The sequence below is a fragment of the Thiocapsa sp. UBA6158 genome, assembly GCF_002423035.1.
GTDB lineage: Bacteria > Pseudomonadota > Gammaproteobacteria > Chromatiales > Chromatiaceae > Thiocapsa.
In genome coordinates, this window is the sequence record NZ_DIUM01000089.1 from 1 (window position 1) to 26,165 (window position 26,165).

The window sequence follows — 26,165 nt, forward strand, 5'->3', positions numbered from 1 at the left end:
GGACCAACCGATGATCAAGGCCCAGATCGCCAACCGCCTTACGGCAGGCACGTCATCGGAGGCTGACCCCGGAAGGATTTCGTCGGTCGGCCGCGACCCTCGTGTACGAATGCCCCGACTCAGACGGGATCGCCGTATCGACGGACACCCGAGCGCTGATGCCCACATCCCGCGAGACATTTAAGTCGCTTACAGACGCGCGAAGCGCCTCATAGATCGGTCGATCCCTCGGGGCTGCCTCGGTCGGCTTATCCTGCAAATGTCCTCAGGAAGAACGGAATCACCATCGCATTGGTCAGGTCGATGAAGAAGGCCGAGACGAGCGGGACGATGATGAAGGCCTGGTGCGACGGGCCGAAACGCTGGGTGACCGCCGCCATGTTGGCCATGGCCGTGGGTGTCGAGCCGAGCGTCACACCGCCGAACCCTGCCGAGACGACCGCCGCATCGTAGTTCTTGCCCATCAACGGGAACAGAACAAAAATCGTGACCATTACCGCAAGGACGAACTGAGCTGCCAGGATGGTGAAGATGGGGCCGGCCAGATCGATCAGGGTCCAGAGCTGCATGCTCATTAGCGACATGGCGAGGAAAGCACCGAGCGAGATGTCGGCGATCAGCGCGACCGCGGGGGTGCGTGTCGGCCAGGTCACCCCGCTCCATTTGGAGAAGTTCTCGGGGACCAGATTGGTGATGAGGATGCCGGCGAAGAGACAGGTCACGAAGAGCGGCAGCATGAGCCCGGCCTCCGCAATCGCCTTGTTCAGCGCGTAGCCGATGATGATGCAGATGTGGATGGCAAGCACGGCGCCCAGAAAATCCATGTGATCGACGCCTTGCTTGCGCTGCTTGTCGGTCAGACCGACGTCCTGCACCTCTTCGACGACCTGCGGCACGGGCGTGAGCTTATGGCGCGTGATCAGAAACTTGGCGATCGGGCCACCCATGATGCTGGCGAGGATCAGGCCGAAGGTCGCGCTGGCGATACCGATCTCCATGGCGTTGGAGATCCCGAAGTTCTCGGCGATCGAGGGCGCCCAAGCAATGGTCGTCCCGTGCCCGCCGATCAGTGACATACTCCCGCCGACCACGCCGACCGCCGCCGGCAGATCAAAGAGCGAGGCCACGCCGATCCCGGTGAGGTTCTGCGCGAACATGAAAGCAATCGTGATGGCCAGCAGGATCAAGAGCGGGCGACCGCCGGCCAGCAAATCACGCGCGCTCGCATTGATGCCGATGGTGGTGAAGAAATAGACCAGCAAGATGTCGCGCGCACGCAGCTCGAACTCGATCGCGTGCCCGGAGGCGAAATAGAGGAGCCCGAAGAGGACCGAGAAGAGCAATCCGCCGGTCACCGGCTCGGGGATGCTGAACTCGCGCAGAAAGCCGACCTTGGTGTTCAGCAGCTTGCCGACGAACAACACGACGATGCCGATCGTCACGGCAAGGAATGAATCGATCCGGATGATGCCGTCCAACAGCTCCATAGTCGTGCCTCTTGGTTGTTGGGGGAAGCGCACGCTCGAGCGCACGGCTTCGTGTCTATGCACATCGACTTGCAGGTGCTTTGGCGTGCAACCCTGCCGGTACGCGTCAACCCGGCCCGGCCGTGCTCGGACTCGGCGAGTCTTCCTCGCGTCCTGCAAGCCCGTGCCGGGTCACTCGAACGCGGGGAGAGGATATCTGCTCGCCCGCGTTCGATCCATTGAGCGTACTTCGGCCTCGGAGGATGATGCCTCTCGTTGCGAGGCATCTCTTACGCCTCGGCGATCCGAGCCCGCGATCAGACGGAGAGTGCCCGATGCATTCGGCGGGATCCATGGACAGATCAAGACCTTCGGGGTCAAATAGCTTGCCGACTACAGCGGAACGCGCGAGCCGCAGCTTCGCGGCTGCCGGAGCGCGTCCGAGATGACCCAAGGATCATGATGAAACTCAGCCAACAACGGCTCGAAGCCCACCTCTGGGGCGCTGCCAACATCCTGCGCGGCAAGACCGCGGGACAGGACTACAAGAACTACATCCTGTCTTTGATGTTCTACAAGCGTCTGTGCGATCAGTGGGAGAACGAGGCGGACGACGCTATCGCCGAGCTGGAGCGACAACAGGGGCGCTCGTTCACCGAGGCCCAGAAGGCCGTCTTCCGCGCCCGCGGCGAGCATCGCTTCTCGATCCCGGCCGGCAGCCGCTGGGGGGACGTCCTGGCCGCATCGGTGAATCCGGGTGAGAAGCTCACCCGGTCCATGCGTGCCGTGGCCAACGCGAACGATGAGCTGAAGGGCGTCTTCACCGTCGACTGGAACCAGCCGGCTCCGGATGGCTCCGGCCGACCCTTGATCCCGAACGAGGTGGTCCACGCCCTGATCCAGCACTTCGACACCCACGATCTGTCCAACGCCAGCGTCCCGCCCGACATCCTGGGCCGCGCTTACGAATATCTCATCAAGCAGTTCGCCGACGACGCCGGCGCCAAGGCCGGCGAGTTTTTCACACCGCCGGAGGTCGTGGACACCTTGGTGCGCTGCCTGGAGCCGAGCCCCGGAGACACCATCTACGACCCGACCTGCGGCAGCGGCGGGATGTTGGTCCATACGGCGAATGACCTCCGGGAAACGGACCACCACGCGACCGCGGCCCAGTATTTCGGCCAAGAGATGACCTGGGGCAATGCCGCGATCGGCAAGATCAACTCGGTGCTGCACGGTTTGGAGGCGACCATCGCCGCCGGTGTCAGCACCATTACGGATCCGTTTTTCCGGGATGGTACGGGCAAGCTTCGGAAGTTTTCGCTCGTGCTCGCCAATTTCCCCTTCTCGGACGAATTCTGGTGGCTCAAACCCGAGCAGCAGACGGACGACAAAAGAAAAAAGACAAGCTCAAGAAAGAGGTCTTCGGGAAGGACGGCTTTAAGGATCCGCGCTGCTTGACCCGCGTTTCTTTTCCTATATGGTCGAATCGGACATTGCAAAGCGGTATTTCATGCGCGTTGCCGAGCGAACAACGAATTTGGCATCGACCAATAAGACCCAGGTTCGCGCTTTCCGTTTTCCCGTACCGCCGCTGGAGGATCAACAGCAAATAGCCGCTGTCATCACAGCCGCAAAGGCGAAGATCCGCGCCCTTGAGCAAAAAGAGCACGCCCTTCAGCGACTCAAGCAATCCCTCCTGCACGACCTCCTCACCGGCAAAGTCCGTGTGCGCGATGCGTGTCTAATCACTTGACGATTGAGGTGCGAGCCATGGTGCAAGATCGCCTGATCGATGAAATCAAACAAATCTCCCCCGAAAAACCGGCCGAGGTTTACGACTTCGTACACTATTTCCGCCTTGGCCTGGCGCATGAAGAACAGCGTCAAACCCTGCCCGAAAAACGCCCGATCGGTTCAGCGAAGGGCCGATTTCAGGTTAACGCAAGCTTTTTCGAGCCGCTGCCGGATCACCTGCTGGATACGTTCGAGAATTGAACATCAACCTCGTGCTGGATGCCCGATATCCGGTAAGCACGGTTTGATGATCGATCATGCTTTTTCTTCGGCACGGAGGACAGTCTCCCATGCAAGCCATCGAATTTGAAGCCCATCTGAAGGACGGCATGATTCAGCTTCCCCTGCCTTATCGACATTGGCGGGAAGACTGTCCCGTCAAGGTCATCGTGCTGACGGACGACGGCGAGACGCGGCAATCGCCTCCGCTCGACGCGAATCAACGGCTGTCCGCCATCCTGGAGATCAGCCGACGTGGCACACGCAGGGCTCAGGGAAGAGCCTGACCATGGTCTTTGCGGCCTACAAGCTGACGCGCAGCGCGACACTGGACAACCCGACCGTGCTGATCGTGGTGGACCGGCGTGATCTTAAGACCCAGATCGCCGACGACTTCGACGCCTGCGACTTCCCCGGCGTGCGCAAGGCCATGGGTGTCGAGGACTTGAAGGGCATCCTGCGCAATCCGAGCGGAAAGCCGCAGCGCGGCACCTTCGTGACGACCCTGCAGTCGTTTCAAAGGATGGCGAACCTGCGGCCGCTCGACGACGACAACATCATCACCCTGGTGGACGAGTGCCGCCGTTCGCAAAAAGGCACGACGGCAGAGAGCCACGCGATGGCCATGCGGGTGAAACTGCCCAACGCCTTCCGATTCGGCTTGACCGGCACGCCGATCGACCGCGCCATGCTCAATACCCATCGCGATTTCGGGCCGGTGATCGGCGGGGAGCAGGAGCGCTATCTCAGCGACTACGGGATCAAGCGCGCGATCAAGGATGGGGCCACGCTGGAGGTGCATTACATCCACGACAAGGTGCCCTTTGTCCTCGACGAGAAGGTCCTGAACGTCGGGTTCGAGCAGATGTGCGCCGAGCTGGAAGTCGACGACGAAGAGGCCAAGGATCTGATCCAGCGACAGCGTTCGCAGTGGAAGGAGTTCGCACGCCACCCCGACCGGGTGGAGATCGTCGTCGGCAAGATGCTGAAGCACTTCCTTGCTTATCCCGACCCGAGCGGCTTCAAAGCCCAATGGGTGGGCGTGGATCGCCTCGCCTGCGCCCGCTTCAAGGATGCGCTGGACGCCAAGCTCAAGGAGCGCGGGCTACCCGTTGCCTGGTCCGACGTGATCATCTCCGAGGAGTGGAACAGGGAGCGGTACGGCGAGCTCCGGGAGACGTGGCGCCCGCCGCTCAAGATCCTGAGCGTCTGCGACCGCCTGCTGACCGGTGTCGACGCCCCGATCGAACAGGTGATGTATCTCGACAAACCTTTGCGTGACCACAACCTGCTCCAAGCGGTCGCCCGGACGAACCGCCCGCTCCCGGCGATGAGCAAGCGCACCGGGGTCGTGGTGGATGACTTCGGCGTCTTCACCGATTTGGCCAAGGCGCTCAACTTCGACGAGAACGTCCGCGAGGAGGCATTGATCGACTGGCAGGCGCTGAAGGCAACGGTGCCGGGCGAGGTTGCGCGCTGCATGGAGAGCTTCGAAGGGATCCGGATCGCCGATACGCGCGAATGCCTGCTGGCCGCCCTGCGCTCCGTCAAGGATCCGGATGCCGCCAAGGTTTTCGAGCACAATGTCAAGAGTCTCGAACGTCTGTGGGAGGCCGTATCTCCCGACCCCTGTCTCTACGCTCATCGAGACATTTACCGATGGCTTTGCAGCATTTACGTCGCCTACCGGCGCCGCCTGCGCAGCAATGCCTCGCGTGGGACCTACGGCGAACTCTCGGCGAAGACCCGTGAGTTGATCGAGCAGAACACCGCTTTCATGGACGCGGCCCTGGCGTTACCCGTGTTCAAAATCGACAAGGACTATGTCGGCAAGCTCGATGAGCTCCCGAGCGCCGCGGATAAGGCCGCGGCACTGGAGGCGATCCTGACGGCGGAGCTTGCCGAGGAAGACAGCTCCGGATTCACCTATCGGCAGTTGGGCGAGCGACTGGCACGCTTGAAGGCCAAGAAGGATGCGCTCGACAAGGCGGCGGAGGAGCGCCTGAAGGACGTGCAGGACATTGCCGATGAAGCCGTCAAACGCATCGAAGAGCCCGAGATGCTCTTCCTCACGCAACCGGGAGAATATGCCTTGTTCTCGATCCTGCGCGCGTTTTCCGCCAGTCAGGACACGGCGTATCTGGCTGATTGCGCGCGCAATGGTCGCACACTTGCGAGACAACCAATTGCTGGTGGCCGGTTGGAGTCGCTCCAAAGGCGGACGGATGCGGGTGGAGCAATCGCTTCTGGCTGAATCCTGGAATCCAAGCTATGCGGCGTTGGGCTTCGACCCGGACGATACCGATCCGCTGTTCCTCATGCCCGCCGTCAACGAACTGGTGAGCACGGATGCCTCCGGCTGGCTGGAGAACTGGCTGCGGCGGCTGGCCCGTGAGCAGATCGCACACCACATCGCGCTCATCGGCCCGCGCCTGCAACGCGCTCCGGGCAAGGTCTTTGTGATGGACCAACGCACCAAATGGGGCAATTGCTCGGCACTCGGGAATTTGTCGTTCAATTGGCGCCTGGTGATGGCGCCGGATGATGTGCTGCGTTACATCGTGACCCATGAGCTTGTCCATCTGGCCATCCCGGATCATTCGACGCGGTTTTGGCTGACCGTGCGGAGTCACTGTCCGGGCTCGGAACGCGCCCGACAATGGCTGGCGGCAAACGGACACCGCCTCACTGTCGATCTCGCCGAGCGGCTCGCCGGGGAGAATGCGACCGACACGCCCTGAGGATCGATTCAGTGACCAGAGGACTGCGAAAAACGGAGTCATTCTCGGGGTTCCTTTGACCTGAACCGGTGCTTCACGACAGATGTGGGCGGAAGATGTGCCGGGGGCCAATGCAGTTCGAAGACTGTCAGTCCGCGGACGCCGCCTCGGCGCATGCGGCGCCGATAGCGACCAGGTACTTCAGGCTCGCTTCGGTCGCCGGTGCCAGATCCACGGAGGCCTGACCTGTGGCGATCAGATAGCCGTCATCGCGCTTGCGGACCCAACCGGCACGCTGGAGCGCCTGCACCTTTCGGCGCACGCTCTCGCGCGGGATCCCGCTGTAGTCCGCGATCGACTGCAGGTTGATCGGGGCGAGCTCAGTCTGATCCCGGTCACGCGCTATGAACTCATGGTACGACAGGCCGTCGATGCCCCCCGCGCCAGGGTCCGCGTGCCGATCACCGCCAGCACCAGCATGCTGTCGAGGTCGCCGCCGAAGGTTCGTCGCAGGATAACCAAGAGGTCGCAGAACTCTGCCGTATGGATCGGCCAGATGCGGCCGAAGTGCCGGGTGAGGTCTTCGTAGTCGAATGCCATGCGCGCGCTCCAGAGTGGTTGGCCGAGGGCAACTGCCGGGCAGACGGCGAGGCCGCCCGCATCCGCCCAGTTTGGGCGGTCACTGGATTGCCGACAAGCCGCTGCTCGGACAGACTCGGCGGCTGCCGCGGACGTTCAACCGTCAGGCCGGACAGACGGCGATCGCGCAAAACGATCGACAGATCCAACGGCCGGATCTATCCACCAGATCCAACACCGGGAGAGAGCCCATGTCCATCCATCACCAACTGGCGCGCGCTTGGGGACTCTTGGGCCTGTCCCTCTTGCTCTCCGGGTGCGAGGAGCATTCGCCTCCCTCCGCGGCGCTCGAGACGTCCCGTCCGGCGCAGATTCTGGAGATCGTCCCCGCAGGACTCGACTCCGGCCTGCGCTTCCCCGGCCGCGTGCGCGCCGTTCAGCGGGCGGAGCTCGCATTCAATGTCCCGGGGAAGATCATCGAGCTTCCCGTCTCGGAAGGCGAGGTCGTGGCGCCCGGTGACTTGATCGCGCGCCTCGACCCCGAGAGCTTCGAGACACAGCTCGCCGCCGCGCAGGCCGAGCTCGACAAGGCCACCACCGATTACGAGCGGGCGCGGGAGCTCTGGGATCGAAACAAGGCGGTTCCTAGGGCGGAGGTCGATCAGAAGCGCACGGCCATGGAGGTCTCCCGCTCGGCGTTCGCCGCGGCGCGCAAGGACCTCGACGACACCCGGCTGACCGCCCCCTTTGGTGGGACCATCGCCCGCCGGCTAGTGGAAAACTACCAAAACGTCCAGGCCAAGGAGCCCATCGTGAGCCTCCAGAGCACCGACGAGCTGGAGATCGTCATCCACGTCCCGGAGCGGGTGGTGCGCGGGGAGCCGAAACGGGTTGCGGGCTTTGCCCGTTTCCCCGATCAGCCCGAGCGCCGCTTCCCGGTCACGCTCAAGTCCTTCTCGACCGAAGCCGATGCGCAGACCCAGACCTACGAGGCCGTGCTCGGCGTTACGCGTTCGGCGGACGCGCCGCTGTTGCCCGGGATGGCGCTGGAGGTGCTCCCCGCGGACGCGCCGGTCGGCGAGGGTCCGGCCAGCGTGCGCGTCCCTCTGCGTGCGGTGATCGCCGGGACCGACGGCGCGCCGTCGGTCTGGGTGGTGGACCCGCAGTCTTCGCGGGTGAGCCGTCGGCCGATCGAGGTTGGCGCGATTCAGGGTGAGGACATCGTCGTGCTCGCCGGGCTTGCGCCCGGCGATCGGATCGTCACGGCGGGCGTCAACCATCTGCGCGACGGCATGCTGGTCCACGCGCTTTAGGGTCGGGAGGGCGCCATGAACATCGCGGCTTACACCTTGCGCATGCGCACCATCGCCTGGTTGGCTTGTCTGGTGCTGCTTGTCGGCGGCTACATCGCCTACCAGCAGCTCGGGCGCTTCGAGGACCCGGAGTTCGTCATCCGTCAGGCGGTCATCGTCACCCCCTATCCGGGTGCGCTGCCGGCCCAGGTCGCCGAGGAGGTGACCGATGCCATCGAAGGCGCGGTTCAGCAGCTCCAGGAGGTCAAGGAGGTTACGTCCGTTTCCACCCTCGGCCAGTCGCGGGTCTCGGTGGAGATCGATCTGCGCTTCGCCCGCACCAAGGACGACCTCGAACAGGTCTGGGACAAGCTGCGACGCAAGGTCGCGGATGCCCAGCGCCTGCTGCCGCCGGGGGCCGGCCCCTCGGTGGTGAACGACGACTTCGGCGACGTCTATGCCCTCTTCTTCGCGGTCACCGGCGACGGCTATCGCCTGGAGCAGATCCGCGACTATGTCGAGGACCTGGAGCGCGAGCTGGTGCTGGTGCCGGGGGTGGCCCGGGTCGCGACACAAGGGGCGCCCCAAGACGCCATCTTCGTCGAGATCGCCGCGGCGAAGGCGGCTCAGCTCGGCGTCTCCCTGGAGCAGATTCATCAGGTCCTGCGCGAGCGGAACCTGCTCGCCGCGGCAGGCGATCTGAGGGTCGGACCCCAACGCCTGGCAGTCAGCCCCACGGGGCAGGTCGACTCGGTCGAGGCGATCGGCAACATCGTCCTCGCCTCGTCCGGCGGCGATCGGGTCATCGCCTTGAAGGATGTCGCGACCATCACCCGCGGGGTGCTGGAGCCGCCGCGCGCCCTGGTGCGCTACGACGGCGCGCCGGCCATCGGACTCGGGGTCTCCAATCTCGCCGGCGGCAACGTGGTCGCCATGGGTGACGCGGTGCGCGCACGCTTGGCGGAGCTCGAGTCGCAGCGCCCGGTCGGCATGGAGCTCAACGTGATCTCCTACCAGTCCGACGCGGTGCGCACGGCGGTGGACGGCTTCGTCGCCAACCTGGTGGCGGCGGTGGTGATCGTGGTCCTGGTGCTGGTGCTCTTCATGGGCCTGCGCAGCGGCCTCATCGTCGGCGCCATCCTGCTGCTCACCGTGGCCGGCACGCTGATCGCGATGCACCTGGACGGGATCGCCATGCAGCGCATCTCGCTCGGCGCATTGATCATCGCGCTGGGGATGCTGGTGGACAACGCCATCGTCGTCACCGACGGGATCCTGGTGCGGCTGCAGAAGGGCGAGGAGCGCACCCGGGCCGCCGTCGAGGTGGTGCAGGCGACTCAGTGGCCCCTGCTCGGCGGCACCGCGGTGGGCATCCTCGCCTTCAGCGCCATCGGCCTGTCCCCCACCGACATGGGCGAGTATGCCGGGTCGCTGTTCTGGGTGATCCTCTACTCGATGCTGTTGAGCTGGCTGCTTGCGGTGACCCTGACGCCGCTGTTCTGCGTCAGCTTCCTCAAGGTCAAGGTCACGGAGGGAGCGGGTGTCGGCTCGGGCTCTGGCCCCGTGCTCGGGCGCTACCGCAGCCTGCTGCAGGTGCTGCTGCGCCGGCGACTCGGGACCGGCATCGGGCTGCTGGCCCTGCTCCTGGCCGCGGTGCTCGGTTTCGGCGCCGTGCCGCCCGGTTTCATGCCCGAGTCGGCACGGCCGCAGTTCGTCGTCGACTTCTACTTGTCCCAGGGCACGGACATCGAGGTGACCGCCGCGGAGCTTGCCGAAGTCGAGGCCCACGTCCGCGGGAAACCCGGGGTGACCCATGCCACCGGCTTCATCGGTCAGGGCGGCTTGCGTTTCATGCTCACCTACGTCCCGGAGGACCCGAACAGCGCCTACGGCCAACTGCTGGTCGACGTGGAGGACGCCGATCAGATCGCCCCGCTGATCGCAGAGCTGCAGACCGAGCTCGAGGCGCGCCATCCCGATGCCGCCATCAAGGTGTGGAAGTTCATGCTGGGGCGCGGCGGCGGCAAGAAGATCGAGGCGGCCTTCCGCGGCCCCGACCCGGAGGTACTGCGCGCGCTTGCCGAGCAGGCCAAGGCATTCATGGCGAACGACCCGGACGCCGTGGCGATCCAGGACGACTGGCGCGAGAAGGTGCCGGTGCTCCGCCCCGCGGTCGACCCGGTCGCCGCGCAGCGCGCGGGCGTCGACGTCACCCAGATCAGCGCGGCGCTGAACCGCGCCTTCACCGGTGCGCAGGTCGGCGTCTACCGCGAGGGCGACAGCCTGGTCCCCATCGTCTCGCGGGCCCCCTTGGCGGAGCGGGCCACGGCGGACCAGCTCGACAATGTGCAGGTCTACAGCCCGACCGCCCAGCGCTACCTCCCTGTGGGGCAGCTCGTGAACGGGGTGGAGGTGGCGTGGGAGGATGCCGTGATCCGCCGGGTGAACCGCTTCCCGACGATCAAGGCGCAGGCCGACCCGCCGCCCGGTGAGCTGTCCGGCCCCCTGCTCGAGCGGCTGCGCCCCGCGGTCGAGGCGATCGCCCTGCCGCCCGGCTATGCGCTGGAGTGGGAGGGCGAATACAAGGCCTCGCGGGAGGCGAACGCGGGGCTGGCCCTCTCGGCGCCCTACGGCTTCGCGGCGATGGTGCTCGCGGTGGTGGTGATGTTCAACGCCGTCCGCCAGCCGTTGGTGATCTGGCTGACGGTGCCGCTCGCGATCATCGGGGTCACGATCGGTCTGCTGCTTTTCCGCGTGCCGTTCGAGTTCATGGCGATCCTGGGCTTCCTCAGCCTGATCGGCATGCTGGTGAAGAACTCGATCGTCCTGGTCGACCAGGCGGACGCCGAGCGGCGCGACGGCAAGGCCGGTCTGGACGCCGTCCTCGATGCCGCGGTGAGCCGTGCCCGGCCGGTCTTCCTCGGCGCCTTGACCACTATCCTCGGCGTCGCGCCGCTGCTCCTCGACCCCTTCTTCAAGAGCATGGCCGTGACCATCATGTTCGGGCTCGCCTTCGCGACCGCACTCACCCTGGTCGTGGTGCCACTGCTGTACGCGGTGCTGTTTCGGATTCCAGACGCTCCAGCTCCGTAATCCCCCCGCCGTTCTTGGCATCGACCTTGGAATAGAGGTCGTAGAGTGCGGCCTGCAGGGCCTCTTCGATGACCGGGTGATAGAAGGGCATGCGCAGCAGGTCGCCGACGGTCAGACCCTGCGCGATCGCCCAGCAGAGCAGATGGGCGAGGTTCTCGCCTTTGGGTCCGATCATCTCGCTGCCCAGAATGCGGCCGGTTGCCTTGTCACCGTAGACGCGGATGACCCCTTTGTTCTTGCCCATGATGAGCGCACGCCCGACCGGGGCAAGCTTGATCTGTCCGACCGCGGTGGCCTCCGGGTCGAGCGCGTTCCAGCGCATCCCCACGGCGCAGATATTCGGATCACAGAAGTTGATGAAGAGCGGAACCTTGCGACGGAAACGCTCGGGTGCGGCGGCGGTGTCGATGCGAGCCGCGTTGTAGCCCGCGATCTTGCCCTCGTCGCCGGCCTCGTGGAGGATGGGCCGGTATCCGGAGACGTCGCCCGCGATGAAGACCGGCAGGGCGCCGATCTGCATGCTGTTCGGATCGAAGGACGGGATGCCGCGCGCATCGAGCGGAACACCCAGGATCTCCAGCCCGAGACCCTCGACATTAGGCACGCGCCCGATACTGCAGAGCACCTTGTCGACCAGGACACTTTGCTCGCCCGCGGTGACCCGCAACCGATCGCCTTCCGCGGCGATCTCGGCGGGAGCGCCCAGATGGATGGGGAACTCCTTGCCGAGCAGCTCGATGGCGGACTGGTTGACCTCCGGATCTTGAGCCCCGGCGATCCGGTCGACCGCATCGAACCCGGTGATCTTCACACCCATCCGGGCCAGGCTCTGCCCAATCTCCAGACCGATGGTCCCGAGCCCGATCACCGCCATGGCGGCAGGCAGATCCTCGAGCTCGAAGATGTCGTCGGTGGTGATGACGCGGTCGCCGAACGCCTTCCAAGGCTCGGGCACCAAGGGTCGCGAGCCGGTCGCAATCACGACGGCCTTGGCACGGATGCGTTGACCGGCGACCTCGATCAGGGTCGGCTCGACGAAGCGGGCGTAATCCTGAATAAAGAGATCCTCCGGCATGTCGTCGGTGCTGCTGCCGAGGACGCGATCCACGAAGGTGTCGCGCAGATCCTGCACATGCTCGAGCGCCTCGGCGATATTCAGGGTCATGCCCTGGTGACCGTCGATGCCGAATTTGCCCAGATGCGTGCGTCGATGATAATCCTCGGCGATCTGGATCATGGCCTTGGAGGGCATACAGCCAACCCGTGCGCAGGTCGTCCCCGGTTCGCCTCCGTTGATCAGGACGAAGCTCTTGCCCGCTCGGCGGACCTGCCCCATGGCGTTCAGTCCGGCGGTGCCGGAGCCGATGATGGCGACGTCGACGTTGCGTTCTTTCACCTGATTCTCCCCGAATGAGTCGCCGGATGACCCGACGGTTAAACCGCGCCCGGCGCGGTATGCAATGTTTTTGGATGGGATCGGCCCCGGCAGACTCGACGACCGCCGGAGTCGGCGCGGTTTAACTTGATTGTCCATGCTCGCACGTCGCGATGACAATCCCGCGCCGGTACCGCCAACCGACGGGGGTTCTTGACGCCGCCCGGATGACGTTCGATGCTGCTCGTATTGTCGTGATTCCGCTCGGGTGGAACGACTCTTTTCGCATCCGCATCACCCGGGTCGACCGCCTCTTCAACCCCTCGGAGATTCACCCCAATGACCTATTGCGTTGGACTCTGTCTCGACCAGGGCCTTGTGATGGCATCCGACTCCCGCACCAATGCGGGCGTGGATTACATCTCCTCGTACAGCAAGCTGCATCTCTTCCAGCCGGCGCCCGACCGGATGTTCGTTCTGCTTGCAGCCGGCAATTTGGCGACCACCCAAGAGGTGTTGCACCGCATTCGTCGCGATCTCGATCAAGCCGCAAATCCGAGCCAAACCGACCCGCCCCCCGCCGTCACGCTCGCGAGCGTGGAGTACCTGTTCGAGGCGGCGAACTATATCGGCCAGGTCAACCTGGCGGTCCAGAACGAGCATGGTCCCGCGCTGCGGCAGATCGGCGCGAGCGTTGAAGCCACCTTTATCCTGGGCGGACAGATCGCCGGGCAACCGCACGGACTCTTCATGATCTACCCTCAGGGAAACAGCATCTCCGCGACGCCCGAGACGCCCTTCCTGCAGATCGGCGATAGCAAGTACGGCAAACCCATCCTGGATCAGATCGTGGCGCCCAATCTCTCCCTGAACGACGGGGCACGTGTCTGCCTGGTCTCGCTTGCCGGGACGGCGCGCTCCAACCTAACCGTCGGGCCGCCTTTCGAGGTCGCGATCTGTCCGAAAGACGCCTTGGCGCCGTCGCAGCGCCTCCGACTCGAGGAGCACTCGGCGGAGCTGGAGACGATGACCCGCGATTGGATCGAGAGTGTCCGCCATGCCTTCTTCGGCCTGCCTCACTTTCCGTGGGAGCAGCCGGATACGGCAAGCGGTGCCGAGTCCGAGAGTCCGCATCAGATGCAGAGTTAAACTGCGCCCAGCGCGGTATGCGAGTTTTTGGGATGGGATCGGCCCCGGCAGACTTGACAACCGTTGGAGCAGGCGCGGCTTAAGATAATAAAAGCTATATTATTTTAAACCGCATCCCCGATAGGGGCCGTGGATGTACCGAACGTCGAAACCAATCGAACGCGAGCATCTCGCTCTAGACGCGGGTTAAGGTCATTTCCGGGCAGGACCGATGATGCTGCAGGGGCAAACGTAGGGGCAGACGTAAGGGCGGACGTAAGGGCGGGCGTAAGGGCGGGCGTAAGGGCGGGCGTAGGGGCGACTTGAGTCGCCCCGCACCCGTCTCCGGTGCCCGCGCCCAACCCGCCACGGACGCTGCAGACCGCGAGCGAGAGTGAAGTCCACCGAACCCTGCGACGACGCCGGTGCATGGGTGGACTGCGCTTCGCTTGTCCACCCGACCGCTCTGCAGCGACGTAGCCGGGTTTCCGGGCGAGGTCAATAACAACGAGGAGGCGAGCCCATGTCGAAACACGACGGGAAGAAGAAAGCGAAGCATGAGGAAACAGCCCCCGAAACGGCCGCATCGCGAGAGAAGATGCGCCGCAAGGCGTACGAGCGTGAGCTCGGCGAGCTGCAGATCGAGCTCAGCGCCCTGCAGGCGTGGATCAAGCGCACAGGCGAGCGCGTGGTCATCGTCTTCGAGGGACGCGACGCCGCCGGCAAGGGCGGCACCATTCGCGCGATCACCGAGCGCCTGAGTCCACGCGTCTTCCAGATCGTCGCCTTGCCGGCGCCCTCCGACCGCGAGAAGACACAGCTCTACATGCAGCGTTATCTCAATCATTTCCCGGCGGCCGGCGAGGTCGTCATCTTCGACCGCAGCTGGTACAACCGCGCCGGGGTGGAGATCGTGATGGGGTTCTGCACCGAGGACGAGCGCGATCACTTCCTGACGGCGACCCCCTGGTTCGAGAACAACCTGGTCGAGCAAGGCATCACGCTGATCAAATACTGGCTCGAGGTCGGCGAGGTCGAGCAAGAGCGACGTTTCCGCGCCCGCATCGAAGACCCCGTGCGGCAGTGGAAGCTCTCTCCGATGGACCTGGAGTCACGCAAGCGCTGGTATGAATACTCACGCGCGCGCGACCTCATGCTGAGCGCCACAGACACGGATACAGCCCCTTGGTCGATCGTGCGCTCCGACGACAAGAAGCGGGCACGCCTGAACGTGATCCGCCGCCTGCTGAGCCAATTCCCGTACGACCCGCTACCCAAGACCAAGGTGAAGATGCCGGATCGCGACATGGACGACGCCTACGACGACGAGGTCACCATGGTCGATCGGCGATGGATCCCCGAGCATTGGTGATCCGCCGAGACCAGGAACATGGCTGAGCTCGAAACCCTTCTCACGCAGATCGACGATTTGAAGACCCGGCTCGATGCCGCTCGGCCACTCACCAGCGCACAACTGCAGCAGGCGCTGGACATCGAGTATACCTACGAAAGCAACCGCATCGAGGGCAACACACTCACCCTGCGCGAGACCGATCTGGTGGTCAACAAGGGCCTCACGATCGGCGGTAAGCCTCTGCGCGAGCACCTCGAGGCGATCAACCACTACGAGGCCATCCTCTACATCCGCGAGCTGGCAGTCCGGGGCACGGCACTGGACGAAGCCGAGGTACGCAACATTCATGCGCTGGTCCTGCGAGGCATCGACCGCGACAACGCCGGACGCTACCGCAACCTGCCGGTGATGATTTCCGGCAGCCGCCATCTGCCGCCGCAGCCTTGGGCCGTGCCCAAGCTGATGGAGGACTACGGGCGGTGGCTTACAGAGGAATCCTTGCGCCTGCACCCCGTCGCGCGCGCCGCCGAGGCCCACGAGCGGCTGGTGACGATCCATCCGTTCCTCGACGGCAATGGCCGCACGGCTCGCCTGGTTATGAATCTGGGCCTGCTGGCCGACGGCTACTGCATCGCCAATATCCCCGGCGACACCGACAGCCGCCGCGCCTACTACGATGCCTTGGAGAAGGCCAATCTGGATGCCGACAAAACCGACTTCATCACCCTGATCGCCGGGCATGTGCTGCACGCCATGCAGACCCTGTTGGAACGTCTCGGGGCGGCGTGATCGACGGCTTCCGCTGCGCAATGACTTAAACCGCGCCCAGCGCGCGCCCAGCGCGGTATGCGATGCTTTTGGATGGGATCGGCCCCGGCGGATTTGACGACCGCTGGAGCCGGCGCGGTTTAAGAAATTAAAAAATATATGATTTTAAACCGCGTCCCCGCTAAGGGCCGTGGATGCACCAAACGTCGAGCTCACTCGAAAACTCAGCATCTCGCTCTGGACGCGGTTTAGAAGCTATAGCTCGCCGTGAGGCCGATCAGGAAACCGGTGCCGGGGCCGGGCGCATAGAAGCGGCCGTTGGCGTCGTTGACGCTCACCGCGGAGATGTAGGGCTCGTCCAGCAGATTGTCGATGCGCACGAACTCCGAGAGCCGGAGTCCGCCCAGGTCCTGCGTGAAGCCCGCGCGGAGGTTGGCGAGCCAGTATCCGGGCGCCGTCTCGCTGTTGCGGTCGTTCACGTAGACCTTGTCCTGTCCATAGAAGCTCATCGCTGCGTCGAACCCCAGTGGCTCGTAGGCGTAGGAGAGCTCGCCGAAGAGCATGAACGCGGGGACGCCGGGGATGCGGTTGCCCGACTCGACGCTCGTCACATTGAGGGTCGGTGCGACGGTACGGCATGGAATGCCCGCGCAGGCCGGGAAGCTCTCGGTGAATGTGCTGTCCAGGTAGGTCGCCGCCAGATAGCCGGCAAAGCCACGACCCAGGGGTGCCTCCAGCAGCAGCTCCACACCTCGGCGACGCGACGCGGGCGCGTTACGGTAGGTTGCCCGTCCACCCCCGTTGGTCGCCACGGTCAGCTCGTCGTCGCTGTCGATCTGGAAGAGTGCGAGATTCAGGCGGGCGTCCGCGCCGAGCAGAAACTTGGCGCCGATCTCGTAGTGCCGACTCACGGCGGGATCCAGATCCAGGTTTAGGCCGGCACCGCCGTCGGGGCGATAGGCCAGCTCGGTGAAGGTCGGCGTCTCGAAGGTCTTGCCGAGGTTGGCGTAGAGATTGATCGATGGCGTCAGGTTGTAGAGGAGGCCGAGCGCGGGCGTCCAGGCGCCGTAGGTGCCACTTCCGCTGTCGTCGGGGTTGAGGTTGGTGGCCGTGATCGGAACGGTCGAGCCGCTGCAGGTGCCCGGCCGCGTGCCGGGTGCGGTCACGCGATCGGGGGTGCAGATGAAGCCGTCGTCGGAGTCGAAGCGGACCTCGGTGAAACGTAACCCCAGATCCAGACTCCAGCGGGGTGCGAACCCCCAGGTGCCCTGAACGAAGGTTCCCCAACTCGCCACGGTATTGTCTTCGTCGCGCTTGAGCGCGGCACGCTCGCCCAAGACGTTGAGATAACCTTTGCGCTCCTCGGAGGACCGATCGTATTCCCCGCCCAGGACCAAGGTCAGGGGGCCGTCGGCGAGTGTCGTCGAACGGGTCCAGAGGAGGTTTCCGCCGGCAAAACGGCGGTCGAACGCGCTCACGCCGCCCGAGGCCGTGATGGCGTTCTGGTTGGCGAGCGGGATGGCGAGGTACTGCTCGTTGCTGCGTGTGCCTGTGTAGGCCATGACGCGCAGGTTGTCCGCATCGCTCAGCGGCTGATCCAGGACGACCCCGCCCTGGAGGTTGTCGAGCGTGCGCCGGGTCTGAAAGATCCGCGCGGCAGGCGACGCTTGGCGGGGATTGCGCTTGACCTCCTCCGCGGTCAGGCCGAGCGGATCTTGGCTCTCGGGCAGATTCAAGGCATTCGCGATCAGGCTGAGGGTACCGCCGCCGTCGAGCGCAATCTTAAGCTTGGTGTTGGCTTGCTCCTTGGTGGCGCGACTCCAATCGCGGTAGCCGTCGGTCTGCGCGCGGGACAGATCGACGACAGTGTTCAGACGCCCGACCTCGCCACCCAGCTTGGTCCCGGTGATCCAGGTGCCGTCGCTGCCGCCCATCAGACGCACCGACAGGGTCGGCTCGGGCGGACCGTCCTCGGTGAAGACCTGCACGACGCCGCCCGAGTGGTTGCCGTAGAGGGCGGAGAAACCGCCGCGCATCACCTCGATGGATCGCGCCGATCCCAAATCGAAAAGCCCGGGTCCGCCCTGGCCGTCCGGCGTGCTCGCGGGGATGCCATCCGCGATCAGCTTGACCCCGCGTGTCCCGAACTGGGAGCGTCCGCCGAAGCCGCGGATCATGATCTGCTCTTCCTGCGCGTAGGTCCCGCGGTTGGTCACGACCGTCCCGGGGACGCGCGCCAGATCCTCGGAGATCAGCACCATGGGCTTTTGGTTCTGGATGATCGCCTTGTCCAGGACATCGATGGCGACCGGCAGGTCGAAGGTGGTTTCGCCCGAGCGTGTAGCGGTCACCACCAACGGGGCCAGCTCGATCGTCTCTTCGTCGGACTCCGTTGGCTGGAGCCCCTGCGCGGTCGCAGCCCCGCACTGGAGAGCCGCGACCGCGACCGCGAGACCGATGATCGAGCCGACGGCCCGAGTCACTCGGGTATCCCGATCAGGATTCGCAGCCCAATCCGTCATAATGCGCATAGATCCGTGACCAGGCATCCTCCGCGGTCTCGACGAAGCTGAAGAGCGCAAGGTCGTCGCGACCGATCACCCCTTCATCGACCAGCGCCTCGAAGTCGATGACGCGCTCCCAGAATGCCCGCCCGAAGAGCATCACGGGCATGGGTCGAATCTTCTTCGTCTGAATCAAGCAGAGCGTCTCGAAGAGCTCGTCGAAGGTGCCGAAGCCGCCGGGAAAGACCACCAAGGCCTTCGCACGCATGAGGAAATGCATCTTGCGCAGGGCGAAGTAGTGAAACTGGAACGACAGCTCCGGGGTGATGTAGGGGTTCGGGGCCTGCTCGTGCGGAAGCGTGATGCTGAGCCCGATCGAGACGGCATCGACGTCGGCGGCGCCGCGATTGGCCGCCTCCATGATGCCGGGCCCGCCACCCGTGACGATCACGAAACAGCGTGATTCCGCGTTCTGCTCCTGCTCGGAGACGATGCGCGCGAAACGCCTCGCCTCCGCATAGTAGTGCGAGCGATCGAGCGCACGCCGGCAGCGCTCGACGGCGGCTTGCGCCTGCGCATCCGCCGGCGCGGCAGCCCGCGCACGTTCGGCGTCCACCAGGTTCCGTGCAGCCGCCTCGGGATCCGGAATTCGGGCGCTGCCGAAGACCACGATGGTCGACTCGACCCGCTGGTCCTGCAACTCCAGCTCGGGCTTGAGCAGCTCGAGCTGCAGGCGCAGCGGCCGCGCCTCGTCGCGCATCAGAAAATCGACATCCGTGTAGGCGAGACGGTAGGCCGCTGAGCGCGTTTGCGGCGTCGAGCTGATCTCGGCCGCCCGCTCGGCATCCTCGCGGGCGGTCGGTAGGGTGACGTGATTGCGGTCGGTTGGTTTGGGCATCATGCGCGAGGCTCTCGGAGTCGGTTGCGGATTCGGGGCGGGCTCGGATCAAGGTCGCCGGCCGCGATGCGCCTCGTCATGCACGCGGGAAACCCCGTCGATCATGCGATCCGTCGCCTCGCGCTGGACGAATGCGCTGACGCGGAAACGCCCGAGCCGGGGGCGATCGATCACGAACTGGCACTCATTGGTCGTGCGAAACTCCTCGCGCTGGCGATCGTTCATGAGGCCGAGCACCATGTCGTGTGACTGCTCGGCCGACACGGGATGTTTCGTCGCGGAATAGATGGCCCCGTCGATCTTGACGCTGGGTGGCCAGCCTGCGGTGATGAAGAGGTCGGACGCCTTGCGCTCGACGACCACACTCAGCAGGTGCTCGATTACACGATTCAGGTCCATACGCGCCCTCGATTTTGAGGCGATTTCCCGGAAAGGAACGACCGGCATGTCGGTGCGCATCGATTCGCACCCACAGCCTTCAGGCCTTCCGGGCTTGCGCAGTCGGGATGCTCAGTCGCGTCGATCACCTAGAGACACGACCCGCCGGCAGCCATCCATGCTTGGCCGGACCAGCGATCCCCGAACGCGCGCGACCGTCCGGAATCGGCATGGCGCAGCGCAGCACTCGGCCCGACAAGGCTCGGCGAGTCGGGATCAGGTAAAGCCGTCCTTGTTTTGGGCCTTCATCCGCGCGTCCTTGCGCGACACCAAGCCCTGTTGGACCAACTCCTTGAGGTTCTGATCCAGGGTCTGCATGCCGTGCGCTTGCCCGGTCTGGATCGCCGAATACATCTGGGCCACCTTGGCCTCGCGGATGAGGTTACGGATGGCCGGCGTACCGATCATGATCTCGTGCGCGGCGACCCGCCCGCCGCCGACTCGCTTCAACAGCGTCTGCGCGATGACCGAGCGCAGCGACTCCGAGAGCATCGCCCGGATCATCTCCTTCTCCGCCGCGGGAAAGACATCGATGATGCGGTCGATCGTCTTGGCCGCCGAGGTGGTGTGCAGCGTCCCGAAGACCAGATGCCCCGTCTCGGCCGCGGTCATCGCCAGCCGAATGGTCTCCAGATCGCGCATCTCGCCGACCAGGATGATGTCCGGATCCTGGCGCAACGCGGAGCGCAACGCCTCGCTGAAGCCCAGCGTGTCCTTGTGCACCTCGCGCTGGTTGACCAAACACTTCTTGCTTCCGTGTACGAACTCGATCGGATCCTCGATCGTGAGGATGTGCGCGTGCTCGGTCTCGTTGAGATGGTCGACCATTGCAGCCAGGGTCGTGGACTTACCCGAACCGGTCGGCCCGGTCACCAGGATGAGGCCGCGCGGAACGCTGATGATCTCCTTGAAACTCTCGGGCGCATTCAGCTCTTCGAGCGACAAGACTTTCGAGGGGATCGTGCGAAAGACCGCACCGGCGCCGCGCTTCTGGTTGAATGCGTTGACGCGGAACCGGGCCAGACCCGGAATCTCGAAGGAGAAGTCCGTTTCCAAAAACTCCTCGTAGTCCTTGCGCTGCTTGTCGTTCATGATGTCGTAGACAAGCGAATGCACCGAGCGATGATCGAGCGGCGGGACATTGATGCGGCGCATGTCGCCGTCGACACGGATCATCGGCGGCAGGCCGGCAGAGAGATGCAGGTCCGAGGCGTTGTTTTTGACGCTGAAGGCCAGTAGTTCGGCGATATCCACGAATCACTCCCGATTTAACCGCGGCCGGCATGACGTGGTCTAGCATAGCCCGAAGCGCCGGCCTCGGTCTCGGCGGATCTACCGTCGGCGTGTTTTGGCCCATACGGTTTAGAGTGCCGGATCGAGATCGACCACGGATCAAATTCAAGACCCACCGGAGCCTCGTCCGATGACCGATACCCCCAAGACATCCCCGCGTGTCGGACTGTTCGCAACCTGCCTCATGAACCTCTTCCGGCCGAACATCGGCTTTGCCGCAGCAAAGCTGCTCGAGGAGGCAGGCTGCATCGTCGGCGTGCCGCCGAGCCAGACCTGTTGCGGACAGCCGGGCTACAACTCGGGCGACAACGACTCCGCACGCACACTCGCCAAACAGGTGATCGCCACCTTCGAGGACTACGATTATCTCGTCGGTCCCTCGGGCTCCTGCATGGCGACCATCCGGCATGACTATCCCGTCCTTTTTGCAGCAGACCGCAACTGGCGCGACCGCGCCGAGGCCGTTGCGGCAAAAAGCTGGGAGCTGACGTCGTTCCTGGTCGACGTCCTGGGCATCACAGGGGTTCAGGCCGGATTCGACACAATTGCGACCTATCATGACTCCTGCTCCGGCCTGCGCGGACTCGGCATCAAAGGTCAGCCGCGACAACTGCTCGCCGGCGTGAAGGGGCTCACCCTGCGCGAGATGACCGACAGCGAGGTCTGCTGCGGGTTCGGCGGGACCTTCTGCGTCGGATATCCCGAGATCTCGGTCAAGATCGTCGACGACAAGATCCGCAACATCCACGCCACCGGGGCCGATTCGCTGATCGGCGGCGATCTGGGCTGTCTGATGAACATCGCCGGGCGGCTGAGCCGGATCGGCTCGCCGGTCCGGGTGTTTCATGTTGCAGAGGTGCTGGCCGGGACGGCGGACGGTCCGGGCATCGGCGACGGGCGGAGTTGAGCCGTTGCAGCGCGGCGCGAGGATGTTCCCGATGCCGCGATTCAACATCGACCCCGTCGGTCGGATGCCTTCGGTGCCGCGCTGGATCGCTGAACTTGCGCACCGTTGCCGATTCGCCAGACCGCAGTTCTTACCGTGTAAGACAAGAGACGATAGCCATTTCGACAATCACCGTCTCGGACAAGGGGCAAGTGCCTTGCATCTCTCGGGTTGCTCCCGTTGTGCAGCGCTCGACACCTTCGACGACCGTCGATTCGCTCGGCGTGCACAGCATCTCGGCACAACCCCGGCCGTTGTCGTACCAGTCGGATGAACCCGCGTTGATCCGACCTCCATCCACCGATAGACCCGAGGGTACGGTCATTGGACATCCGCTCACACGAATTTCAGCCACGCGCGGTCGCAGCACTCCGTGACACCAGCCTCCAACAGGCGCTGGACAAGGCGCGCGACGGCTTCGTCGCCAAGCGTGCGGTGCAGGTCGCCGAGCTGTCCGAGTTCGAGGCCCTGCGCGAGGCAGCCAAGACGCTCAAGGACCACGTCCTCGATCATCTCGATCATTATCTGGAGCGCTACGAGGCCGCCGTCGTTGCGGCCGGCGGTCATGTCCACTGGGCCCGCGACGACGCCGAGGCCCGCCGCATTATCCTCGACATCTGCCGTCGCGTGGATGCGCGTACCGTCACCAAGGGCAAATCGATGGTGTCAGAGGAGATCGGTCTCAACACGGCCCTGATCGATGCCGGCCTGACCCTGGTCGAGACCGATCTGGGCGAGTACATCATCCAGCTTGCGGGCGAGGCGCCCTCGCACATCATCGCCCCGGCCGTGCACAAGACCCGCGAGCAGGTCTCCGATCTCTTCGAGCAGGCCCACGGCGGACCGCGCCTCACCGAGATCGCGGACCTGGTCGACGCGGCCCGTCTGGCGCTGCGCGAGCGCTATTTCCAGGCCGATGTCGGCATCACCGGCGGCAACTTCCTGATCGCCGAGACCGGCTCCAGTCTAATCGTCACCAACGAGGGCAACGGCGATCTCACCCAGACGCTCGCACGGGTGCACATCGTCACCGCCGGGATCGAGCGCGTCGTGCCCACGCTGGACGACGCGACACTCTTCCTGCGCCTGCTCGCGCGCAGCGCCACCGGTCAGGAGACCGAGACCTACACGACCCTCTCGACCGGACCCAAACGCGCCGCCGACCTCGACGGGCCGGAGGAATACCATGTGATCCTGGTCGACAATGGCCGTTCGCGCATGCTCGCCGGACCCTTTCGCGAGATGCTGCGCTGCATCCGTTGCGGCGCCTGCATGAATCACTGCCCCGTCTACGGCGCGATCGGCGGCCATGCCTACGGCTGGGTCTATCCCGGCCCCATGGGCTCGGTGCTGACCCCCTTGATCAAGGGCTTGAACGCCGCCTATGACCTGCCCAATGCCTGCACCCTGAACGGCCGCTGCGCCTCGGTCTGCCCGGTGAAGATCCCGTTGCCGGATCTCCTGCGTCGACTGCGACACGAGCAATTCAAGCAGTCGATCACCCCGCGTCGCAAGCGCCGGGCGCTCGCCGTCTGGCATCTCTTGGCGACCCGACCCAAGCTCTACCACGCACTGGAGCGCCTGGCCGCGCGTGCACTCGCCGCAATCGGCGCTCGTGCGGGTCGCATCCGCCGCCTGCCGGGGGCGCGCGGCTGGACTGATGGTCGGGATCTGCCGGCTCCATCCGGCCGGACCTTTCTGGAACGCTGGCAGGCCGAGCGAGGACAGTCATGAGCAGCGCGCGAGAGGACATTCTGGATGCCGTGCGTCGCGCGGCGGGGCGCGAACCGCTCGATTCGCCCGCCAGTGCGGCCCTGGATGCACGCATCATCACACCGGTTCGGCATCTTCGCCCGGCCTTCGACGAAGACCTGACGGTGCGATTTATCCGCAAGCTCGAAAGCCGCTCGGGCACAGTCGCGCGCGTTGCCGACCGAGCACAGATCCCGGCCGTCGTGGAAACCTTCCGATCGGCTCACGGCCTCGCCCCGCGCGCCGCCGTCGGCGCCGGGTTGAAGGACCTCGACTGGCCCGCCGACTGGACCATCCATTACAACCGCGCCGGAATCGAGGAGACCCTGTCGGTCACACCTGCATTCGCCGGGATCGCCGAGACCGGCACCCTCATGCTCCTTGCCTCCCCCGACAGCCCGACCACCCACAACTTCGTCCCGGACAACCAGGTCGTAGTTCTGGAGACAGCACGGATCCTCCGGCACTTCGAGGACGCCTGGGCAGCGTTGCGTGAGCGCACGGGCGGGATGCCGCGGGCCGTCAACCTCGTCTCGGGCCCCTCGCGCACGGCCGACATCGAGCAGACCATCCAGCTCGGCGCCCACGGGCCGCGACGGTTGCATGTGGTGCTGGTGGACTGATGGAATACGAAATCGGTAGGTTGTACCGACGATAGGAAGCACAACTTGCGCCGATGGTTGGTTGTGCCTCGCACGGCTCGGCACAACCTCAGGCCGGTCGATCGTTTGGGCATTCCTAAAGGCCGGACCCTATTCCATCCGAACCTCATTCCACATCTTCGCAACCCCTTCCGACCACGATCTGCTCGATATCCAGATAGTCTCGTAGCTTCTCGATGACCCGGCTCAGCACGGGCAGCAGATCCGGATCCCTCATACGCTCGCGATCGATACCTTCGCAGCGGCCGAACAGGGCGTGGACGAGGTGCTCCTCGGTTTGAACCTGTGCAGTGAGATCGTCGAGCAACCGAGCAACCTCGCTGCGTGTCGGTGAAGCGTCGAGGGCACCGAAGAGGTCGTTCAGGGCATCAAGCAAGGGCGCCGCGTCGACACCGAGCCCCAACTCTGCGGGACTCAAGGTCACCCGCCGCTCGGACACGCGGCCGACCCAGACCCGGAAGCTCTCGCGTTGCAGCGCGTGGTAGAGCGGGGCCTCGCTGATCAGGAACAAGAGCAGGTTGCGCGGGTTGGCATAATAGGGCGCGTCGCGCACCAACCAGCGCCGGTCGCGGATCAGGCGATGCACCCGGATATGCTCGCGGAAATCGGCCGCCTGCAACTGATCCAGGATCAGTACCGTCGACTCGGCCTCGCTCAGCGCACAGGCCTCGCTGAGGATGTCGTCGAGCGGGTCGACCGCAGACGCCTTGCGGCCGTACTCGTCGGTACCCGGCGGCAAGATCACCTCGGGTGTAGGCGGCTCCTCGTCCGAAAAGTCGTGGTAGAGGATGTGCGGGGTATCGAGTGCATGGGCGAGCGCGGTCGCGAAGGCGGTCTTACGGCGCTCGCCGTCGCCCTGGATATTCAAGGTACGAATCCGATTCGGCGAGCCCTTCAGCAGGCAACGCACCTGAAAGTCGTAGTCGTCGTTGGACTCGAAACCCTGCTCGGCCATGGACTCGCGCAATGTGCTCATGGCCGGATGATAGCGCCGACATGATGACGATGCTTGATGAGCGCGGCGCTCGGAACGCACCGGCGCCCGACGCCTCGCGTGTCGGGTCGCATGAGCGAGACCCTACAAAGCGCAGTAGACTCCTCGTCGCAAGGCCGAGGACGCGCATTTCCGTCACGCGCCTATTCGCTGCCGTCGCCGGGAATGCCTTGCTTGCGACTCGGGCCATAGTGGCACATGGCGCAGAGCGCCAGGGGCACGCATGACACCGCGGAGCGGTGTCATGAGTCACTGACGGTTGGGGTGCCGGTCTAGTGAGCGATGCCACCGGGAAGGGCGGCTGCAGCTTGAGGGACGAGACGACACGCCGGAATAGAGTCATTTCGAAACCACCGAAGCGTGCCGGAGCAGGTACTGATCGGAACTTGCGCATTCCGATCCCCGGCGTCGTCTTCGGGATCGCCATGCTGTCCTCGTCGATCCGGGCCGGGCGATTACCGGCCCGGACGGTGCCATCCATGAGATCAGGGCGATTAAACAGGGGCGCAAATTCAGTCGCCAAGGGCGATCTGCCTCCCTTGGCCTTTCCGGCGAACTCCTATCACCGACTGGTCAAGGACTACAAGCTGGTGCGCGACGGCGCGCCGCTCACGGCCTTCGTCAGTCACAAGGTCAAGAACCATTCCGCCTTGATCCTCATGACCCTGCGCCTGCTCCCGCAGGCCAAGGGACGGCGTTACAGCGAGGCCCACCCAGTATCAGCCGCTCGCCCACTCGGAAATCACCTAAGGAAAGGTTCAAAGCGGATAAAGACATCCGGCAGGTCGGCAAAGGCGCGCGGGGCCGGACCGGCGACCCGCAGCGCAAGGTCGACGCCTTGCGGGGTCTCGTACAGCCGAACGGGATCGATGGGGAACGGCATGATC

Annotated in this window: 24 protein-coding genes; 14 read left to right on the top strand and 10 right to left on the bottom strand. The window is 64.7% G+C overall.

Annotation, left to right across the window (positions count from 1 at the left end; translation table 11 throughout):
• Nucleotides 1–248: 248 nt before the first annotated feature.
• Nucleotides 249–1,487, bottom strand: coding sequence for a sodium/glutamate symporter (gene gltS, locus B4N44_RS12115; protein ID WP_296701132.1), 1,239 nt, complete (start codon nt 1,485–1,487; stop codon nt 249–251).
• Nucleotides 1,488–1,925: 438 nt separating this feature from the next.
• Here gltS and B4N44_RS12120 point away from each other — a divergent pair, with 438 nt between their 5' ends.
• The 6 genes from B4N44_RS12120 to B4N44_RS12145 all read left to right on the top strand — a co-directional run bounded on the left by B4N44_RS12120 (nt 1,926) and on the right by B4N44_RS12145 (nt 6,223).
• The gene (locus B4N44_RS12120; RefSeq protein WP_296701134.1) at nt 1,926–2,927 is read left to right on the top strand and encodes a class I SAM-dependent DNA methyltransferase; all 1,002 of its coding nucleotides are present in this window, start codon (nt 1,926–1,928) and stop codon (nt 2,925–2,927) included.
• 19 nt (nt 2,928–2,946) lie between these two features.
• Nucleotides 2,947–3,222, top strand: a complete 276-nt coding sequence (locus tag B4N44_RS12125; RefSeq protein ID WP_296701136.1) for a restriction endonuclease subunit S — start codon at nt 2,947–2,949, stop codon at nt 3,220–3,222.
• 17 nt (nt 3,223–3,239) lie between these two features.
• Nucleotides 3,240–3,464: a hypothetical protein gene (locus tag B4N44_RS12130; protein ID WP_296701138.1), complete on the top strand. Its 225-nt coding sequence runs from the start codon at nt 3,240–3,242 to the stop codon at nt 3,462–3,464.
• A gap of 89 nt (nt 3,465–3,553) precedes the next feature.
• The gene (locus B4N44_RS12135; RefSeq protein ID WP_296701140.1) at nt 3,554–3,769 is read left to right on the top strand and encodes a hypothetical protein; all 216 of its coding nucleotides are present in this window, start codon (nt 3,554–3,556) and stop codon (nt 3,767–3,769) included.
• Between the two features lie 2 nt (nt 3,770–3,771).
• Nucleotides 3,772–5,736: a type I restriction enzyme subunit R domain-containing protein gene (locus B4N44_RS12140; protein ID WP_296701142.1), complete on the top strand. Its 1,965-nt coding sequence runs from the start codon at nt 3,772–3,774 to the stop codon at nt 5,734–5,736.
• Nucleotides 5,714–6,223: a M48 family metallopeptidase gene (locus tag B4N44_RS12145; RefSeq protein WP_296701145.1), complete on the top strand. Its 510-nt coding sequence runs from the start codon at nt 5,714–5,716 to the stop codon at nt 6,221–6,223. The genes B4N44_RS12140 and B4N44_RS12145 overlap by 23 nt, the downstream gene beginning before the upstream one ends.
• 127 nt (nt 6,224–6,350) lie before the next feature.
• On the opposite strand, the gene B4N44_RS19810 is transcribed toward B4N44_RS12145, so the two are convergent.
• The gene (locus tag B4N44_RS19810; protein ID WP_349681083.1) at nt 6,351–6,635 is read right to left on the bottom strand and encodes a helix-turn-helix domain-containing protein; all 285 of its coding nucleotides are present in this window, start codon (nt 6,633–6,635) and stop codon (nt 6,351–6,353) included.
• Entirely contained in the window at nt 6,605–6,802 is a 198-nt protein-coding gene (locus tag B4N44_RS12155) for a hypothetical protein (protein WP_296701149.1), read from the bottom strand. Before B4N44_RS12155 ends, B4N44_RS19810 begins: the two co-directional genes overlap by 31 nt.
• Before the next feature lie 230 nt (nt 6,803–7,032).
• On the opposite strand from B4N44_RS12155, the gene B4N44_RS12160 reads away from it, so the two are divergent.
• Both B4N44_RS12160 and B4N44_RS12165 read left to right on the top strand, forming a co-directional pair.
• On the top strand, nt 7,033–8,094 hold the full coding sequence (locus tag B4N44_RS12160; protein ID WP_296701151.1) for an efflux RND transporter periplasmic adaptor subunit: 1,062 nt from the start codon (nt 7,033–7,035) through the stop codon (nt 8,092–8,094).
• A gap of 15 nt (nt 8,095–8,109) precedes the next feature.
• On the top strand, nt 8,110–11,166 hold the full coding sequence (locus B4N44_RS12165) for an efflux RND transporter permease subunit (RefSeq protein ID WP_296701153.1): 3,057 nt from the start codon (nt 8,110–8,112) through the stop codon (nt 11,164–11,166).
• On the opposite strand, the gene B4N44_RS12170 is transcribed toward B4N44_RS12165, so the two are convergent.
• A complete protein-coding gene (locus B4N44_RS12170; protein WP_296701155.1) occupies nt 11,099–12,562 on the bottom strand; it encodes a dihydrolipoyl dehydrogenase in 1,464 nt (487 codons plus the stop codon). The two genes, B4N44_RS12165 and B4N44_RS12170, sit on opposite strands and share 68 nt — an antisense overlap.
• A 318-nt stretch (nt 12,563–12,880) precedes the next feature.
• Between B4N44_RS12170 and B4N44_RS12175 the strand changes: the two genes are divergently transcribed.
• The 3 genes from B4N44_RS12175 to B4N44_RS12185 all read left to right on the top strand — a co-directional run bounded on the left by B4N44_RS12175 (nt 12,881) and on the right by B4N44_RS12185 (nt 15,812).
• A complete protein-coding gene (locus B4N44_RS12175; protein ID WP_296701157.1) occupies nt 12,881–13,690 on the top strand; it encodes a 20S proteasome subunit A/B in 810 nt (269 codons plus the stop codon).
• A 502-nt stretch (nt 13,691–14,192) separates the two neighbouring features.
• Nucleotides 14,193–15,041, top strand: coding sequence for a polyphosphate kinase 2 (gene ppk2, locus B4N44_RS12180; protein WP_296701159.1), 849 nt, complete (start codon nt 14,193–14,195; stop codon nt 15,039–15,041).
• A gap of 18 nt (nt 15,042–15,059) precedes the next feature.
• Nucleotides 15,060–15,812: a Fic family protein gene (locus B4N44_RS12185; protein ID WP_296701161.1), complete on the top strand. Its 753-nt coding sequence runs from the start codon at nt 15,060–15,062 to the stop codon at nt 15,810–15,812.
• Nucleotides 15,813–16,039: 227 nt separating this feature from the next.
• Here B4N44_RS12185 and B4N44_RS12190 read toward each other — a convergent pair whose 3' ends face one another.
• The 4 genes from B4N44_RS12190 to B4N44_RS12205 all read right to left on the bottom strand — a co-directional run bounded on the left by B4N44_RS12190 (nt 16,040) and on the right by B4N44_RS12205 (nt 20,885).
• Nucleotides 16,040–18,274, bottom strand: a complete 2,235-nt coding sequence (locus B4N44_RS12190) for a TonB-dependent receptor family protein (RefSeq protein ID WP_296701163.1) — start codon at nt 18,272–18,274, stop codon at nt 16,040–16,042.
• A gap of 13 nt (nt 18,275–18,287) precedes the next feature.
• Nucleotides 18,288–19,193: a TIGR00730 family Rossman fold protein gene (locus B4N44_RS12195; RefSeq protein ID WP_414718146.1), complete on the bottom strand. Its 906-nt coding sequence runs from the start codon at nt 19,191–19,193 to the stop codon at nt 18,288–18,290.
• A 48-nt stretch (nt 19,194–19,241) separates the two neighbouring features.
• Nucleotides 19,242–19,592, bottom strand: coding sequence for a hypothetical protein (locus tag B4N44_RS12200; RefSeq protein ID WP_296701167.1), 351 nt, complete (start codon nt 19,590–19,592; stop codon nt 19,242–19,244).
• A 255-nt stretch (nt 19,593–19,847) separates the two neighbouring features.
• Nucleotides 19,848–20,885: a type IV pilus twitching motility protein PilT gene (locus B4N44_RS12205; protein ID WP_296701169.1), complete on the bottom strand. Its 1,038-nt coding sequence runs from the start codon at nt 20,883–20,885 to the stop codon at nt 19,848–19,850.
• A gap of 169 nt (nt 20,886–21,054) precedes the next feature.
• On the opposite strand from B4N44_RS12205, the gene B4N44_RS12210 reads away from it, so the two are divergent.
• From B4N44_RS12210 to B4N44_RS12220, 3 genes are all read left to right on the top strand, one after another.
• On the top strand, nt 21,055–21,831 hold the full coding sequence (locus tag B4N44_RS12210; RefSeq protein ID WP_296701171.1) for a (Fe-S)-binding protein: 777 nt from the start codon (nt 21,055–21,057) through the stop codon (nt 21,829–21,831).
• 363 nt (nt 21,832–22,194) lie between these two features.
• Nucleotides 22,195–23,604, top strand: coding sequence for a LutB/LldF family L-lactate oxidation iron-sulfur protein (locus B4N44_RS12215; RefSeq protein WP_296701172.1), 1,410 nt, complete (start codon nt 22,195–22,197; stop codon nt 23,602–23,604).
• Nucleotides 23,601–24,245, top strand: coding sequence for a LutC/YkgG family protein (locus B4N44_RS12220; RefSeq protein WP_296701174.1), 645 nt, complete (start codon nt 23,601–23,603; stop codon nt 24,243–24,245). Before B4N44_RS12215 ends, B4N44_RS12220 begins: the two co-directional genes overlap by 4 nt.
• Before the next feature lie 145 nt (nt 24,246–24,390).
• On the opposite strand, the gene B4N44_RS12225 is transcribed toward B4N44_RS12220, so the two are convergent.
• Nucleotides 24,391–25,260, bottom strand: coding sequence for a hypothetical protein (locus B4N44_RS12225; protein WP_296701176.1), 870 nt, complete (start codon nt 25,258–25,260; stop codon nt 24,391–24,393).
• A 760-nt stretch (nt 25,261–26,020) separates the two neighbouring features.
• Complete coding sequence (locus tag B4N44_RS12230; protein WP_296701178.1) at nt 26,021–26,161, bottom strand: hypothetical protein; 141 nt, start codon at nt 26,159–26,161, stop codon at nt 26,021–26,023.
• Nucleotides 26,162–26,165: the final 4 nt, after the last annotated feature.

Bases quoted from the DNA above. Each gene is read 5' to 3' on its own strand.
- gltS (WP_296701132.1), bottom strand. From the start codon at position 1,487: ATGGAGCTGTTGGACGGCATCATCCGGATCGATTCATTCCTTGCCGTG.
- B4N44_RS12120 (WP_296701134.1), top strand. From the start codon at position 1,926: ATGATGAAACTCAGCCAACAACGGCTCGAAGCCCACCTCTGGGGCGCT.
- B4N44_RS12125 (WP_296701136.1), top strand. From the start codon at position 2,947: ATGGTCGAATCGGACATTGCAAAGCGGTATTTCATGCGCGTTGCCGAG.
- B4N44_RS12130 (WP_296701138.1), top strand. From the start codon at position 3,240: ATGGTGCAAGATCGCCTGATCGATGAAATCAAACAAATCTCCCCCGAA.
- B4N44_RS12135 (WP_296701140.1), top strand. From the start codon at position 3,554: ATGCAAGCCATCGAATTTGAAGCCCATCTGAAGGACGGCATGATTCAG.
- B4N44_RS12140 (WP_296701142.1), top strand. From the start codon at position 3,772: ATGGTCTTTGCGGCCTACAAGCTGACGCGCAGCGCGACACTGGACAAC.
- B4N44_RS12155 (WP_296701149.1), bottom strand. From the start codon at position 6,802: ATGGCATTCGACTACGAAGACCTCACCCGGCACTTCGGCCGCATCTGG.
- B4N44_RS12160 (WP_296701151.1), top strand. From the start codon at position 7,033: ATGTCCATCCATCACCAACTGGCGCGCGCTTGGGGACTCTTGGGCCTG.
- B4N44_RS12165 (WP_296701153.1), top strand. From the start codon at position 8,110: ATGAACATCGCGGCTTACACCTTGCGCATGCGCACCATCGCCTGGTTG.
- B4N44_RS12175 (WP_296701157.1), top strand. From the start codon at position 12,881: ATGACCTATTGCGTTGGACTCTGTCTCGACCAGGGCCTTGTGATGGCA.
- ppk2 (WP_296701159.1), top strand. From the start codon at position 14,193: ATGTCGAAACACGACGGGAAGAAGAAAGCGAAGCATGAGGAAACAGCC.
- B4N44_RS12185 (WP_296701161.1), top strand. From the start codon at position 15,060: ATGGCTGAGCTCGAAACCCTTCTCACGCAGATCGACGATTTGAAGACC.
- B4N44_RS12195 (WP_414718146.1), bottom strand. From the start codon at position 19,193: ATGCCCAAACCAACCGACCGCAATCACGTCACCCTACCGACCGCCCGC.
- B4N44_RS12200 (WP_296701167.1), bottom strand. From the start codon at position 19,592: ATGGACCTGAATCGTGTAATCGAGCACCTGCTGAGTGTGGTCGTCGAG.
- B4N44_RS12210 (WP_296701171.1), top strand. From the start codon at position 21,055: ATGACCGATACCCCCAAGACATCCCCGCGTGTCGGACTGTTCGCAACC.
- B4N44_RS12220 (WP_296701174.1), top strand. From the start codon at position 23,601: ATGAGCAGCGCGCGAGAGGACATTCTGGATGCCGTGCGTCGCGCGGCG.
- B4N44_RS12225 (WP_296701176.1), bottom strand. From the start codon at position 25,260: ATGAGCACATTGCGCGAGTCCATGGCCGAGCAGGGTTTCGAGTCCAAC.
- B4N44_RS12230 (WP_296701178.1), bottom strand. From the start codon at position 26,161: ATGCCGTTCCCCATCGATCCCGTTCGGCTGTACGAGACCCCGCAAGGC.